The following is a 15,243-nucleotide window of genomic DNA, read 5'->3' as shown; positions in this document are numbered from 1 at the left end:
CGCGTTTCCCACGCTCACGCTCGCTGAGCTGCGGCCCGTCGCCCGTTTCACCGCTTCGGGGGCGATGATGGACGACTATTTCGACCACAGCACCCACGCCGAGGTGTCCCGGGCCCGGGAGGGAGTCATGGCACTGCTGTCCGGACAGGACACCGAAGAACCCCGCGGCCTCGGCATCTACCGACAGTTCTACCTGCTGCGCCGGGACGCCCTGGCCTGCGGGATGCCGACGCACCTGTACGAGAGGTTCATCGCCGAGCTGAACAATCCGTTCACCGCCTACCAGGACGAGAAGCGCTACATCATGGCCGACCGGCCACCTCCGCTGGAGACGTTCCTGGTGATCCGGGAGAACTCCTCCGGCGGCGTGCCGTTCGCCAAGTACGCCTGCGTGGAGAAGGACTTCCGCACCCTGCCCGACACCGTGCTGGAGCACCCAGTCATCCGCCGCCTGCACGCCCTGGCGGGCCGGCTCATCGGCTGGCACAACGACCTCATCTCCTTGCCCAAGGACCTCCACCGCAAGGGCGACGTCCTCAACCTCGTACGTGTCCTGCAACAGGAGCACGACGCGAGCCTGGAAGACGCCTATCTGATGGCCCTGGAGTTCCACGACCGGGACCTGCGCGAATTCGTCGTTCTGTGCGACCACCTTCCCGACTTCGGCGCTGATCAGGACTGCACCCGACGCTATGCCAAAGCCCTCGGCATCATGATCCAAGGCGCCTACGCCTGGCACGTGGAGAACAGTGGACGCTACATCCCCGGCACCTACGTCGAGCCCGAGCGCGACAGCCGCGACTTCCGGTGGCATGCATGACCGGCTCCGGTGCTTCCGTCGAAACCCCCAGCTGAACCAGATCGGTACGCACGCTGGTACCTACGCCGGTACCTCTTCCGGTCTTCCGGCGTCAGTCTCCCGGGCCCTTTACGGAGGCCGGCAAGTGGTCCGGCCTGGGCCGTACTCGCCGATCGGTCGGTGCGGTCCGAGGGTGCCCCTCGGCACCGCCGAACCCGGGCCGCAGGCGTTGAGCGCCTGAAGCACCAAGGGCACCGCCGCCTCTCGCGCACGAGGGAAGGCGGTGCCAACGGGGCGCCAGGTACGGCTAGTTGGTGAAGTACAGGTACTTCCAGGATCCGTACGTCGTCGTGTTCACGGTGTCGCCGGACGTGCCGTTGATGTACGAGGACCGGATCCGCGCCTGGATTCCGGAATGGCCGGGGGCCGGGATGTAGACGACGGACTTGCCGTCCGTGCCAAGGCTGAAGTACTTGGAACCGTCTGCCACCCACTTGCCGTTGAGGTAGACCTGCAGTTCGAGGCGCTGTTTGCGGCCGGGGTAGTAGGTCATGGTCGTGGTGAACAGGGGCGCGACGTTCTTGTGGAACCAGTAGTAAGGGGTCGTGCCGATCTTCGCCGTCTTGTACTGCCGGGCGACCGCGAGAGAGACGGCCACGCGCGCGTACGCGGTGGACTTCACCGTTTTGGCCGCGGTGCGGGTGTCGCCCTTGAATACGGCGGTGACGTCCGTGTCCCGGAGCATGTTGATGGTGACGGAGAGATTGCCGCGCGAGTCGACGGTGCCGCTCTTGAGCAGCTTGTTGGGCTTGTCGGCGCCGTAGGGGTTGGCCCAGATCGCGACCGTGCGGTTCTTGTACGTCGGGCCGAGGTGCGCGGTGAAGGTGACGGCCTTGTTGTAGTCGAACACGTTGCCGTTGTTGTTCAGGGTCAGGCTGGGCGTCGCGAAGGAGACCTTGACCTGGGCGGTGGCGGTGGCCGCCGCGTGAGTGGCGTCGCCCGCGTAGGAGACCTTGTAGGTGGCGGTGCCGCCGGCCTTGGGGGTGTCGGTGAAGGAGTACGAACCGCCGGCCGGCACGGTGACGGCGGGCAGGACCGTGCCGTTCGGGTTCTCCGCGTCGGTTCGCACGACCTTCAGCGTGGTGCCGGCGGGCAGCCGCGTCGACGTCGACAGCGAGCCGGAGACGGTGAGCTGTTTGCCTCCGGTCGCGGTGGACGGGGCGTTCACCCTCAGGGTGGGCTGCTCCAGAGTCGGGTTGCCGAGCGGGGTGACGACCCAGCCGCTGTTGGTGCCGACGAGGGCGAACAGCTCGGTGGAGTCCGGGGACCAGGCAAGCGGGGTCTTCGCCCCGTTGGAGCCGGTGTTGTAGGTGCGGATCGGCATGGTGCCGTCCGGGCGGTAGACCGCCACGGTGCTGCCGTTCGCCTGCGCGACCAGCCCGTTCGGGGCGATGTCGGCGTCGGTTCCGGCCGGGTAGGCGCCGTCAGCGGTGAACGTGCCGTTCGCGTACGCCTGCCGCTCGGTGCCGTTGACCAGCACGTGGGTGCCGCCGGGGACCAGGTCGATGTCGCGGATGCCGCTGTTGAGTGAGTAATCGCCGTGGTAGTACGCGACCTGCTGCGGCGTGCCGGAGGAGACGTCGAGGACGGCCATCGAGTCGGTGGACAGGCCGGTTTCGCCGACGGCGAGGATGCCGGGCTGGTTGGGGTCGGTGTCGAGCAGCGCCTGACCCCAGAGCCTGTTGGTGTACTGGCCCGTCGTCACCGTGCCGGCGCCGGCCGGGTCGACCGAACCGAGGTTGCCGTCCCACTGGTCGCCGTACGTGAACCACACCTTGCCGCCGGACACGGCCACATGGGTCGGACCGGTGGTGGTGGGCACGGTGTAGCGGGTCTTGACGGTGAGACTGGCCGCGTCCAGCGCCACGATCTGGTGGTTGCCCGAAGCAGCCGCGTACAGCGTGCTGCCGTCGTCGGACAGAGCGAGGTCGGTGACGTCGGTGATGCCGTCCGCCTCGCCGACCTGGTTGCCGTTGTAGTCGGCGGCGAAGACCTTGCCTGTCTCGGCGTCGCCGACGAAGACCCTGCCGACCGCGCCGTCGACGACGAAGCCGCCGACCGCGTATACGGAGGCGGGAGCCGCCGAGGCCGTACCGGCCGCGACGGCACTCAGCGCCGCCGAGCTGAAGAGAACCGCGAGCGCCGTCACGGTCGAGATGCTGCGCCTACGCACAGTTGTGTAACCCCCACGAAGAGTCCCGGTCAAAGACCGGGAGCCGATGGCGCCGCGCATCGCCCGGATTGACCGACACCGTGCAATGACGACCGGGGCGCGGTTGCCGACGGCAGCGTATGTCATGGGTGTGACAGTCGAGGAGCGGGATAGGTTGTGCGGCAGGAGGGACAACCTGTTATACAGCCGGCGGCAGATGGGGCCGACAGCCGACCGGCCGGACCGTGATCAGGCTGGATGCCCCCTGGCAGGACCCCCCTCCGCAGAGCGGCCCGGTTGGAGGGAACGGGCAGCGAACCTCGCCTGGCCGGTGCCCATGCCACCCGCTTGGGCGGATTGGGCGCCGGCCGCTTTCTTTGTCCGCGGCCGGCCGACCGTCCTTGCAGCGTAGGTGCCCCGTCGACGGGGGAACGACGGGGCAGGACCAGTGTCGCAGCCGGAGCCCCGCTCAGGGCGGCTTTCGCCGCACCGGCTCTTCCGATGGCCGAGTCCGTGCGCTCGTTCAGCCGCTCTGCTGCTGAACGAGGATGGGGCGAGCTGGGCACGCTGCCGCTCTTCCTCGGCCATGAGCTCGGCGAGGATCCGAGGATTCCCCGGTCGATGTAGCCGCCGACGGCCTCCAACACCAGGCGCTTGAGTTCGGCCGGTTCCAGTGCCTCGACCTCCCACTGAACCGGACGGTCCAGGTCGAAGCCGTGCCGGCGAGCGAACCCGGGCCAGCACGGATCATCCCTCTTCCCTTCGGCCGGCGGCAGCTGGTACTCGCGGACCTGCCGGTCCGTCAGCAGCACCCGGTCCACCCGGTCCCAACAATCGGTGTGCTCCACCCAGTCACGTTCGATGTCCGAGGCGCTGGCGTCGAAGTCGCCGTCGTAGAGCAGCGCCGCCAGGCGGGGATCGCTGCGCACGGTCGCGGACGACATCTGCGTAGAACTGGCTGCCGAACCCTCTCACGACCAGGACCGGGATGCTGTACTCGGCGAGCCGCCCGGTCAGCAGTTGGCGCAGCGTTGCTTCTCGGCCGCCACATGCAGCGCCCACTCCTGCCCGCGTGTGCGGTCCAGGCGGAACCACCGGTGCATGTCGGGGAGCTGGGTTGTATCGGTGCGGCTTGCGCCAAACCCTGGTTACGACGTCGACGGTCCTCGCCCCGTCCCCGCAGGAGCGATGAGGACGGTCAGCTCGCGAGTGGTACATGTACCGATTCAGGGTGCGCGGCACTCGTGGGCTGGTTGCCGTACTCGGCGCAGTGGGCCCGCATGCCGATCAGGACCGTTCCCGTCATGCCGGTCGTCCCCGCGCATGGGATGCGGCGCCTGTCGTTCACCCCAGGACTGGTCGGTTTCCGTCTCCACCACACCCATGCGGCCGCACTTGGTGACCTGAAACGCAGGGGCGAGAAGACGATGGCCGGGCTCGCTGGGCGGGGGCAGGCCGCGCGGCTACGAGGTCGGCTACCGCGTCTTCAGCTTCAACGACCGCACGCTGGGCCACGGCCGACCCGTCAAGGTCAGGACCGGACAGCGCGTGCTGTTCCACGTCCTCAAGGCCGGAGCCACGGAGATCCGGAGCCTCGCCCTGCCCGGCCACACCTTCAAAGTCGTCGCACCTCCCGGCCGACCCACGCCACTATGCCCAGGCCCGAGCCCTGGCCCTGGGCCACCCTCGCTTCACTGGCGGTCAACGTCATCACCATCTGAAACGACGGGCGGCGGAGGCGGTCGCGTCCGGACGGCCGATGACCATGAGGGCGATATCGTCATAAAATCGGCAAGTCATCTCGGCTCACGGCGCCGAAGATGGCACCGTAAATGCGTGTGAAACCGATCAGAACCAGAGATACCGACCAGTCCGTGCGCTGGAGGCTGCTGCTGGCCAGCGCCACCATGCTCTTCGTCGAGCTGGCGCTGATCAGATGGGCGGGCGCCAACGTCGTCCATCTCAGCTACTTTTCGAACTTCATCCTGCTGGGGTCGTTCCTGGGTATCGGCATCGGGTTCCTGATCCCCGCCGCGCGCGGGCAGTGGCTCACACGCTGGGCACCGGTTCCGCTCGCGCTTCTCGTCATTCTGGTACGCGAGTTTCCGGTGCAGGTGCGTCAGAGCAGCGGCCAGGTCATCTACTTCACCGCCGTGAAGACCACCGGCTTGCCCGAGTGGGTGACACTGCCGGCCATCTTCCTGCTCACCGCGGTGATCATGGCTGCGATCGGCAAGATCGCCGCCGATCTCTTCCGCCGGCTTCCCTCACTCGATGCCTACCGCTACGACCTGCTCGGCAGCATCACCGGCTCGGTGTCGTTCGCCCTGCTGTCCTGGCTCCGCGCTCCGTCGGTCGTGTGGGGCGTATTCGCCGCCGCGGCCCTGCTGATCCTCGGCGGAAGGCGCAACACCCTGCGGTACGGCGTCCCCCTCATGGCGATGGTCGCTGCGCTGTTCGTGGAGACGACGACGGCCGGTATCTCCTGGTCGCCCTACTACAAGATCCAGCTCACGCCCGTGACGTCCACCACCGGGGGGTACCGCATCTCCGCCAACGGCGTCCCGCACCAGAGCATCGCGCCGCTCCCGGTGCTGATGCGAAAGAACTCGCCCTATCGGCAGCCGTACGACCGGACGCCCGGCAACCCGCACAAGCGCGTGCTGGTGATCGGGGCCGGCAACGGCAATGACGTCGCGGTCGCGCTGAAGCACGGAGCGCAGCGCGTGGACGCCGTCGAGATCGATCCCCGGCTGCAGCAGATCGGCGCTCAGCTGCACCCCGCGAAGCCGTACGACGATCCGCGGGTGCACGTCCACATCAACGATGGACGGGCTTTCCTGGAGCGGACGAACGCCAAGTACGACCTCGTCGTCCTGGCGCTGCCGGACTCGCTGACGCTGGTGGCCGGGGCGAGCAATCTGCGCCTGGAGAGCTACCTGTTCACCCAGCAGGCGTTCGAGGCCGCGCGCGATCATCTGGCGCCGAACGGCGCGTTCGCCATGTACAACTACTACCGGACGAGCTGGCTGGTCGACCGCTTCGCCGGTTCCCTCGATGACATCTACGGCCATGCCCCCTGTATGACGACGTTCGGCAAGAACGCGGCCGTGCTGGTGGCCGGGATGACGAGCGCCGACCAGTCGTGCGAGCGGATCTGGCGGCCCGGCGGCGCGGTCCCGGCGGCCGCGAGCGATGACCACCCGTTCCCGTATCTGCTGCACCGGACCGTTCCCACGTTCTACCTGGGCGTGCTGGGCGCGATCCTGCTGGTGACGTTCCTGGCGGTGCGCCTGACCGGGGTCCGTATCCGCAGCACGGTCCGTTACACCGACATGTTCCTGATGGGCGCGGCCTTCATGCTGCTCGAAACGAAGAACGTGATCGGCTTCGCGCTCTACTTCGGTACAACCTGGCTGGTCAACGCCCTGGTCTTCATCGGCGTCCTGCTCGCCGTCCTCGCAGCGGTCGAGGTCCGGCGCCGGCTCCGGCGGGTCAGCCAGCTGCCGTTGCAACTTCTGCTCTTCGCCACCCTCGCGGCAGCCTGGCTCGTCCCGGCGCACGCCGTGCTCTCGCTGCCCTTCACCGGACGGCTCGCCGCCGCCATCGCCCTGGCCTTCGCACCCATCTTCTGCGCCAACCTCATCTTCTCGGACCGCCTCGCCCTCGCCTCGGACCCGACATCAGCGTTCGGCGCGAATCTGCTGGGCGCGCTGACCGGGGGCGCGCTGGAATATCTGGCGCTGGTGACGGGCTATCAGGCACTGCTGCTGGTCGTCGCCCTGCTGTACCTGGGCGCGTGCGTCGCCATGCGATTCGCCGGGCGCCGGCCGGGCGCACAGTCACCGCCGGTGCCGGACGAGACGGTGGCTGTCAACAGCCGGTAGACCCGGGTCAGGTTGATGTGAGTGTGGGTATGCCTCGGGGACGGGTGGGGAGGCGTCAGCCTTGCCGTCGGCCTCGCCTGCGGCCCAGGCCGAGAAGAAGGACGCCGACGGGCTGGCCGCCGGCGCCTGGGCCAGCATCGGCCTCGTGGTTGGCCGTCGTAGCAGGCGCAACGGTCTACCTCGTCCGCCGCCTGGGAGCCGCTTCCGCGCACGGCCGCGGCACAGAGCCCTGGTGCTCGGCTGCCACGGGCCCTGCCGACCGGGTCGGCCGGGCTCTCGCGCACGTAGGTCTAGTCGTGGGGGGCTTGGCCGCTGACCCGGTGGTCGGCGTGGCTGAGCGCTTCCATCACCAGCCGCCGCAGGTGCCCGTCGCGCAGGCTGTAGTAGATGTACCGCCCCTGGCGTCGCGTCTCCACCAGCCCCGCGAGCCGCAGCTTGGCAAGGTGCTGGCTCACCGCTGTCCGGGACACCTCGCACCGGTCGGTCAGTGAGCTGACATCCGACTCCCCCTGGGCCAGCAGCCACAGCAGATGCAGCCGGGTCGCGTCGGACAGCATCGCGAACACCTCGGTCGCCTCCGCGAGACGCGCGCTGTCCGGGGCACGTAGATGCGCACCAGGTGCAGTTGGCAAGGACTCGCTAGCAGGCATGCAGACAGCGTAAAGGCTGGCGCCGGCAGATACGGACTCCGGCCGGTTCGGCTTGAAATCAACATGTGCACACATGCGCACCTATAGTACAGTGGGTGCCCGAGCCCGCCCCCCCAACCCGCCGAGGGACCGCCGCATGCTCTCCGTCCTGCGCAACCGCGCCTACCGGCACCTCTTCACCGCCCAGGTCATCGCCCTGGTCGGCACCGGCCTGGCCACGGTCGCGCTCGGCCTGCTCGCCTACGACATCGCGGGCGCGGACGCCGGCTCGGTGCTCGGCACGGCGCTGGCGATCAAGATGGTGGCGTACGTCGCGATCGCCCCGGCGATCGGCGCGGTCGCCGACCGGCTGCCACGCCGCGCGCTGATGGTCGGCGCCGACCTGACCCGGGCCGCGGTCGCCCTGAGCCTGCCCTTCGTGGACCAGGTCTGGCAGGTCTACGCCCTGATCTTCCTGCTCCAGTCGGCATCGGCGGCCTTCACGCCCACGTTCCAGGCCGTCATCCCCGACGTCCTCCCCGCAGAGCGCGACTACACCCAGGCCCTGTCGCTGTCCCGCCTCGCCTACGACCTGGAGAGCCTGTTCAGCCCGGCACTCGCCGCCGCCCTGCTCTCCGTGATCACGTACAACTGGCTGTTCCTGGGCACGGTGGCCGGCTTCCTCGCCTCCGCCGCCCTGGTGGTCTCGGCAGTGCTCCCGAAGCCGGCCGTCCCCGAGGCTCCGACCACCGGCGGCGTCTACACCAAGGCCACCGCCGGCGCCCGCCTGTTCTTCGGCACGCCCCAGCTGCGCTCGCTGCTCGCGCTCAACCTGGCGGTGGCGGCGGCGAGCGCGATGGTCACCGTCAACAGCGTGGTCTACGTCCGCGACCGGCTGGACCTCGACGCGGCCGACGTGTCGCTGGCGCTCGGCGCGTACGGCGCCGGCTCGACGATCGTCGCGCTGCTCCTGCCCCGTGTCCTCGACCGGATCTGCGACCGTGCGGTGATGCTGAGCGGGGCCCTGCTGCTCACGCTCGTCTTCGGCGGACTCGGCGCAGTCACCGCGGTCGGCAGCGGCGGCTGGCGCTGGCCCGCCCTGCTGCTCACCTGGGCGGCCTTCGGCGCCGCGTGCTCGATGGTGCTCACACCGACCGGACGGCTGATCCGCCGCTTGGCCCCGCCGGGAGAACGGGCCCAGGCGTTCGCCGCCCAGTTCGCCCTCTCCCACAGCTGCTGGCTGCTGACGTATCCGCTGGCCGGCTGGCTGGGTGCGAAGGCGGGACTGGGTGCGGCTGTGGCGGCCCTGGGCGCGATCGCCCTGGCGGCCGGGCTGCTGGCGGTGCGACTGTGGCCGTCCGAGGCGCCAGTCGCCATGGAGCACGAGCACACCGATCTGGACGACGGCCACCCCCATCTCGTCGGCGCCCGACCGGTGCCCAACGGCTGGCGGCACAGCCACAGCCAGCTGGCGGACGGGCTCCATGTCCACTGACCAGGTGGGACGGGGCCGATGTCCCTCGCAGCCGCCCCACGCACGCCGACCGGAACCGGCGCAGGGCGGCCCGGACAGCCGCCCTCCGCAGCGGCACCGGCACGCCACCGGAACGGTTGGGTGGAAGTCACCATGTCTCACTCATGCGGGAGAGAGGTTTCAGCCGGGTAGTTGAGGCTGCTGCCGGAGCGTGTGTGGGACAGGCCAGGGAGCGGAGGGCAATACCCTCGCCAGCTCGTGGCGGACGCGGTCTGCTTCACCACGCGCCTGAGCCGGCACATCACCGCGCTCTGTGACAAGGCGGTTGAATATCGGGGTTTCCTGGAACACGCTGGGATCTGCCTTCCGAGGTGGGCGCGGCACGGCAAGCACCGAGCTGCGAGCCGATCATGTGATGGATCGAGTATCCCCTGCCGCGAGCAGGGGCAGTAACCAGCCGTGCCCGCCCCGAACCCGAACCCACGGACGGGCTGGAGTGGGATGCGCAGCTCGGTCCGGTCGCACCGGCAACTGCATGCCCCTATCTCCGAGTTCGGACCGTCGCCCCACCAGCCACCACCGGCCCCGCGGCAGCACGGGCAGTTGGACCACGGGCCTGCGGTGATCTGTATGCCGTGCCGGTCGACCGCGAGCCGCCAGTGGCCGACCTTGAACGCAGCAGCTGCCGTCGCAATGGACGCCGGGATGGCGGAGGCGTGCAGCAGGGCAGCGGGTAGGCGGTAGGCCGGAGTGGAGGGGTCGGTGGCCTGCCCGCAGCCCGCGCGCGAAGATGTCCGCGGGCTCGGCCAGCCGCTGCTGGAGCTTCAGGACACCATCCGCTGCCCCGGCCACTGAGTCCCGCAGGCAGCGCGAGGCGTGGCGCGGGCTCGGTGAAGGCCCGGGCGGGTATCAGAGCCTGTTGTAGTCCGCGGCCCGCGAACGGGCACGGGGACACGCCCACGCCACCGCGCCGTGGCCCGGTGGCCGGAGTGCCGCCGTTGGTCCGGCCCGGCGTCCTACTACATTGCTCCCGAGCCCGGCCGGACCGCGGTGACGCTCAGGAGGCCGACCGTCCCGGCGCAGGCCTTCGAGTTGTAGGCGACGTAGATCGGGGTCGTCTGGCCCGGCGGGTAGACCTGCAGGTACTGCGCAGCCGTCGGATGGCACTGTGTCGTGGGGTAGTTGCCAGCGTCTGTGATCCGCAGCAGCGCGTTGCCAGTGGCCCCCGGTGCCAGCGTGACCAGCGCGCGGGGGGCGGTGGTGTTCCGTGTGGCGGCCGGGCCGATCTGATGGAGGGGGCTGCCGCCGACGAGCGAGACCCCGGGGTAGCCGTACAGGGTGCAGGTGGTCTGGGAGATGTTGGTGAAGTCGATCACCTGGTAGACGCTGCCGGCGGCACCCTGGCTGACACCCGGTCTGGCGTTCACATAACGGGTCGGGCAGGCAGCGGTGCCTCTATGCGTTGTTCTGGCCGGTTGCGTCTGAGTGCCGGTGCCCGTACTGCCGACCCGAGCCGTCTTGGCCGCGGCCGACGATGTAGCGGCCGGCACCGTCGTGGCCGATGCGCCAGAAGCCTTGGCCGCAGCCGCGCCACCGGAGGAGGAGGTGGCCGAGCCCGCGCCGCAGCCGGTGGCGAGCACCGCGACGCAGGTGAGCGCGGTGGCCGGGAATACTCGCCGGAGCGTGAGTGGAGATGACATCGCGGTTGCCTTTCTGCTGACCAGAGCGGCTCATTGGCCGTGTGACACTCATGACGTCGCAGGTGCTGCGATGGTTGTACCGGACGTGTCCCGGCGGTTTCACTGTTATGTCACGCCGCTCGGCGGTCTGAGCGGCTCGGCTGCCATGGTGCCCGACGGCGTCCCCGCCCTGCGAGACACCACCGCGTGAGAAGCTGTTGTCTTTCGGGACTTGAGCGGTGTCGGTCGCATGCCGGTTTCCGGTTGGGTGCGGCACTGCGTCCGACCGGCCCGAGAGACAGCGTCGGCATCCGTCGGACCTGACCGATGCAGAATGCCGCAGGGCCGGACACACCCGCAGCGAGCGTGAACCGGCCCGGCGCCGGGTCGCCAAGCCAGCCACGGGCCACCAGGCGTTTCGCCTTCGCCCGCGGGGCCACCACCCGTGCCCGTACCACCTCCATGCCGAACCCTGCGGCCGTCTCCTGGCAGGTCGCTGAGCCCTGCCCAAGGCGGACCCGGTCCGCGAGCGCCCGCAGGATGCACTGGTAGTCCACCGACAGCGCCGACCAGGCCAGCCCTTCACGCCACACGGGCACCTGCGACTTCGGCTGCGCCGCCTCCGGCACCTGCTGCGTCTGCCCAGCCGGCCGCCCGGTAGGCGACACTGCCTGGTCGGGCCGGTAATCACCCTGGTCGATCTCGTCCACGGGAGCCAGTACCTCGCCGACCCGCGAGCAGGCGATGGCCCACTCCTTCCGGTCCCGGTCGGCTACAGCCAAATCTGCCTGGATGCGGTGAGCTTCCTCCCGCAACTCGTCCACCCGACGGCGAGCCGCGAGCTCGCGCTGTTCCAGCAGCCCCACGACCGACGGCATTCCACGACCTCCACCGGAGCGACGACATGGCACGCCATAGCTCCCACGGGATCACCGACACCTATGCCTGATCAGCGGAAACGCGGCCCTCAAGCTCGGAAAGGCAGCAACTTCCTACCACGACTCAACTCGCCTCTTTCGCAGCGACACGCCGTCGGCAGGGGGTGAGCAGGCGTCAGCAGATCACCCCGTCAGGCTAATAGTCATTCACTATGCCTTTTCTCCCAGCCACTTCATATCCTGGCCGAGTGGCGGCCAAGGGCCGTAGATGCCCCCGATCGGCCCCCCGACCCCACCCTTCCGATATGACCGATATGACAACCATGAGTAGCTTTGATCGCAGCCGGCTGACGAGCCGGCATCTCCGAGAACCAGACAGGAGAAGCGACATGAAGCTCGCTCGTTCCACCATCGTGACCGCCTCTGCCGGGGCGGCCGCGGCACTTGCCGTGACCGGCATCACCTACGCGTCAGCCGCCCCCGGCTCGGTACCGCAGACAGCCCCGGCCGCTGCCCCCCAGGCACCCCTCGACGGCAGCTCCGGGCAGAACAACGGCAAGGGCAACGAAGGCAAAGGCAACGAGAGAAGGGGCAACGAGAGGGAAGGCCGGATCCTGGTCAACGAGCGGTCCTACTCCGCCCACCCGGGTGACTGCATCACCGTGGTCAGCGGCCTGGGTGCCAAGACCCTCAACATCCGCAACGAGACCCACAAGCGCGTAGAGGTCTTCCGCGGAGCGGTCTGCGACAACGGTGCTCCCATCGCCACCGTCGGCCCCCACAGCGACAGCTTCGGCGTCGACGACCTCCACACCAAGGGCATCCACGTCAAGGACGGCGTGGTGGCCAGCTTCCGCGTGGACTGCGACCGCGACGACCGCGGCGGCCGTGGCGACCGCGGCGACGACTGAGTGGAAGCCGACAGCACAATACGGGGCCCCGGCCCGCCGGAATCGGGCCGGGAACCCCGACCCCAAATTCTTATCTCATAACCCACACACCACACAGGCATCACCAGGCCCGGACGCCAGGCACCACACTCCCAGCGTCCGGGCCGCGCCCATTCGCCCATCGGCCGACCCACCCGGGGATCTCCGCCCCGCACACCTCCCGCAGACACATCCCCCGCCCCCGCCACCCGTTCTTCTGCCTGCAGCCTGTCCGGCGCCAAGCACAAACGCCATCGGCCGACGGTTGCCGTCGGCGGCGAGGGGAATCTTCGTAGTCAGCCCGCCGCGGGACCGGCCGATGGCGTGCTCGTCCGGCTCGCCGGCCAGGGCCCCTTTTGCGGGCCCCGCCCGCGTGCTGGTGAGCACGTACGATCGCCGAGTCCACCGAGACCGCCCAGTCCAGATGCTCGTTCACGTCGGCCTGTGCCATCAGTGCGGTGAACATCCGCCCCCCGGTGCCGTCGAGGGCTCACATCCGCAGACGGTTGTAGACACCTCTCCAATTGCCGTATTTCTCCGGCAGGTGAACCCACAGCGATCCGGCCTGGACCTTCCAGGCGATCGCACCGATCACCTCACGATGGTCCCGCCAGCGACCGCCCCGCCAGAGTGTCCGGTCCGGACCCAACGGCTCGATCCGCGCCGATTGCGCGTCAGTCAACGGCACACCCGGGTTCGTTGATCCCGCCCGCCGCTCAGACCAACGATCCGAGCCGATGCAGTCGCGTGATCTGCTGAGTTGCTCCTCGGTCTACGCCTTGTATGCGAGGAGCTGGACTTCCTGGAACTGTCGCCGGTCAGTGGGCTTGGGCTCGATCACCAGGCGGGCCGACTCCACCAATCCGTGATCGCGCAGAAGCTCGGCGAGGCGGTCGGGGGACCAGCGGTAGGCCGTCACCACCGTGTGGTCGTAGGCCTGCGTCTCGATGTGGGGGCCGTCAGTGGCAGGGAATTCGATCACCAGGTGCCCGCCGGGAGCCAGGACCCGGGCGATCTCGGCCAAGATGGCGTGCAGGTCCCGCGGCGGGGTGTGGATGACGGACCACCGCGAGAGCACCCCGCCGAGCGCGCCGTCCTCGATGTCCAGCGCGGCCATCGAGCCGACCTCGAACCGCAGCCCAGGGTTGGCTTCGCGAGCGAGCTCGACCATCACAGGGGAGGCATCGACGCCGAAGGCATTCAGCCCCAGTCCATGGAGGTGAGCTGTGAGGTGGCCCGGTCCGCAGCCGAGGTCCGCGACCCCGACGTCACCGTTGGTCCGCACCAGCTCCGCGAAGGCACGCAGGAGGGCGCGCTCCAAAGGGCGGTCGCCCAGGGGGTCATGGAACATCTGGGCGTAGGTGGGGGCGATGGCGTCGTAGGCCTCGCGGGTGGCGTGCAGGGTGTCGAGTTCGGTCACCCGGAGACCCTAGCGGCAGGAGAGGGCCTGCGTTTCAAGAACGTTTGACCGAAAAGCTCTACGGCCGATGATGTGCGGAGCCAGATGACGAGTGCAGCCACGGTGACGGTGCCGAGGAACATGTGGCCGCGTTTGATGCCCCTTATGGATGTCAACTGGCGGGGGCCGGTGCCGGGGATTGCCGTCCGGATGCGAGGAGGGCGTGGTAGATCTCACGGGCGACGTAGCGCTTTTGGCACCGGATGCCTTCGCGCCGTGTCTTGCCCTCAGCGACCCGTCGTGCCACGTAGTGAACGGGTGCGGGTGTCCCAGGCCGGGCGGGCGATGACGATGGCGTAGCTCTGCATTGGCCTGGCGGTCGCCGCCTCGGTTGAGTCTGCGGCGCTGGGTCTTTCCAGACGATGCTTCCACGGGCCTGGCACTGCGGAAGGCGGCGAATGAGGCTTCGCCCGCCAGGCGGTCGGAGGTTTCGCCGACCGCGGTCAGCAAGGCTGCGGCCGTGTCCGGACCGACGCCGTAGAGGTCCAGGAGCTTGGGTGCGCAGGCATCGACAGCAGTGTTCTCGTCGGTGAGGTGCGGGATCCGCCTCGCCAGGATCCTGGGCGTGTGGCGGGATGCCGCCCGCGGCCCCGTGCCGGGCGTGGGCCTCAGCTGCTCAGCTGCGAACACTGACGGATGCGTTTGGGGTTACTCAGCCCAGCCAAGCACTCACGCAAGGCCGACTCTGCCGCCACGAGCACGGCCTTGAGCTGGTTGATGGCCATGTACCGGGACGTGACCGCGGAGGCCAACTTGAACAGCCGGATGGTCTCGACCGGTCGGCAGCTCGTCTTGGCGGTGGCCGTGGCCCGGCTGGAGAGGACCGCTCGGGCGACGGCCGTCCCATCGATGGAGTCGGGCTTGCCGCGTCAGTAGGACAGCCTTGCCGGGCTGGTTGACCTCGGTGACCGTGATGCTTTCATGGTGCAGATAGCGGGTGAGGGCGGCTCGGCTCCGTAAGAGCCGATGCATTCCACCCCGGCCCGCCATAACTGCCCAAAAGCACGTCCCCAGAAAAGGAGTTCGCGATAGCCCTCCCGGGCCGTGGGGCAGCCTCCAGTGTCACGAAGGCCCCTTTCGGGACACGCCCGACCGCTTCGATGGCAGCACGCACCACCCCGGACGGCGGTCGACAGTTCAAGAAGAAGGACATGGCAGTCAGTCGAATCGCGGGTCAGGCCACTACCGAGACGGCATTGCCATCCCCACAGTCGTGTCGGTCGTCGGCCCTGCCCAAGGCGGTGCTGGCGGCTGTCGGTCTGCTCGCCGTCTCGGTTCCGGACTCAGGCGCCGTGCT

At 69.0% G+C, this 15,243-nt stretch carries 10 protein-coding genes and 1 pseudogene; 4 read left to right on the top strand and 7 right to left on the bottom strand.

Translation table 11 applies throughout. The features are described 5' to 3' along the window. Positions 1–64: 64 nt before the first annotated feature. Positions 65–820 carry a terpene synthase family protein gene (locus tag AV521_RS31180; RefSeq protein ID WP_143658674.1) on the top strand — a complete coding sequence of 252 codons (756 nt, stop codon included), beginning with the start codon at positions 65–67 and terminating at the stop codon, positions 818–820. Positions 821–1,106: 286 nt separating this feature from the next. On the opposite strand, the gene AV521_RS31175 is transcribed toward AV521_RS31180, so the two are convergent. After that, positions 1,107–3,008, bottom strand: a complete 1,902-nt coding sequence (locus tag AV521_RS31175; RefSeq protein WP_143658673.1) for an Ig-like domain repeat protein — start codon at positions 3,006–3,008, stop codon at positions 1,107–1,109. A 1,841-nt stretch (positions 3,009–4,849) separates the two neighbouring features. Between AV521_RS31175 and AV521_RS31165 the strand changes: the two genes are divergently transcribed. Further along, positions 4,850–6,898: a spermidine synthase gene (locus tag AV521_RS31165; protein ID WP_256725731.1), complete on the top strand. Its 2,049-nt coding sequence runs from the start codon at positions 4,850–4,852 to the stop codon at positions 6,896–6,898. A gap of 290 nt (positions 6,899–7,188) precedes the next feature. Here the strand turns inward: AV521_RS31165 and AV521_RS31160 are convergent, their stop codons facing one another. Next, complete coding sequence (locus AV521_RS31160; RefSeq protein ID WP_076093060.1) at positions 7,189–7,548, bottom strand: metalloregulator ArsR/SmtB family transcription factor; 360 nt, start codon at positions 7,546–7,548, stop codon at positions 7,189–7,191. Positions 7,549–7,684: 136 nt separating this feature from the next. Here AV521_RS31160 and AV521_RS31155 point away from each other — a divergent pair, with 136 nt between their 5' ends. After that, positions 7,685–9,022, top strand: a complete 1,338-nt coding sequence (locus AV521_RS31155; protein WP_076093058.1) for an MFS transporter — start codon at positions 7,685–7,687, stop codon at positions 9,020–9,022. A 998-nt stretch (positions 9,023–10,020) separates the two neighbouring features. On the opposite strand, the gene AV521_RS51230 is transcribed toward AV521_RS31155, so the two are convergent. After that, the gene (locus AV521_RS51230; protein ID WP_079249483.1) at positions 10,021–10,701 is read right to left on the bottom strand and encodes a DUF4232 domain-containing protein; all 681 of its coding nucleotides are present in this window, start codon (positions 10,699–10,701) and stop codon (positions 10,021–10,023) included. A gap of 320 nt (positions 10,702–11,021) precedes the next feature. After that, positions 11,022–11,558, bottom strand: a pseudogene (locus AV521_RS31145) (hypothetical protein); the annotation flags it as partial. Positions 11,559–11,947: 389 nt separating this feature from the next. Here AV521_RS31145 and AV521_RS31140 point away from each other — a divergent pair. Next, positions 11,948–12,469, top strand: a complete 522-nt coding sequence (locus tag AV521_RS31140; protein ID WP_076093054.1) for a hypothetical protein — start codon at positions 11,948–11,950, stop codon at positions 12,467–12,469. Positions 12,470–12,977: 508 nt separating this feature from the next. On the opposite strand, the gene AV521_RS47970 is transcribed toward AV521_RS31140, so the two are convergent. The 3 genes from AV521_RS47970 to AV521_RS31125 form a co-directional block, all read right to left on the bottom strand. Then, positions 12,978–13,175: a transposase gene (locus tag AV521_RS47970; RefSeq protein WP_179023502.1), complete on the bottom strand. Its 198-nt coding sequence runs from the start codon at positions 13,173–13,175 to the stop codon at positions 12,978–12,980. Between the two features lie 84 nt (positions 13,176–13,259). After that, complete coding sequence (locus AV521_RS31130) at positions 13,260–13,907, bottom strand: class I SAM-dependent methyltransferase (protein ID WP_076093052.1); 648 nt, start codon at positions 13,905–13,907, stop codon at positions 13,260–13,262. A 9-nt stretch (positions 13,908–13,916) separates the two neighbouring features. Then, entirely contained in the window at positions 13,917–14,576 is a 660-nt protein-coding gene (locus AV521_RS31125) for a transposase (RefSeq protein WP_107481076.1), read from the bottom strand. Positions 14,577–15,243 lie beyond the last annotated feature (667 nt).

It is taken from the genome of Streptomyces sp. IMTB 2501 (genome assembly GCF_001953885.1).
In the GTDB taxonomy this organism is placed as follows: Bacteria; Actinomycetota; Actinomycetes; order Streptomycetales; family Streptomycetaceae; genus Streptomyces.
The sequence above is the reverse complement of the archived record's forward strand: the minus strand, read 5'-3'. Positions and strand labels throughout refer to the sequence as shown.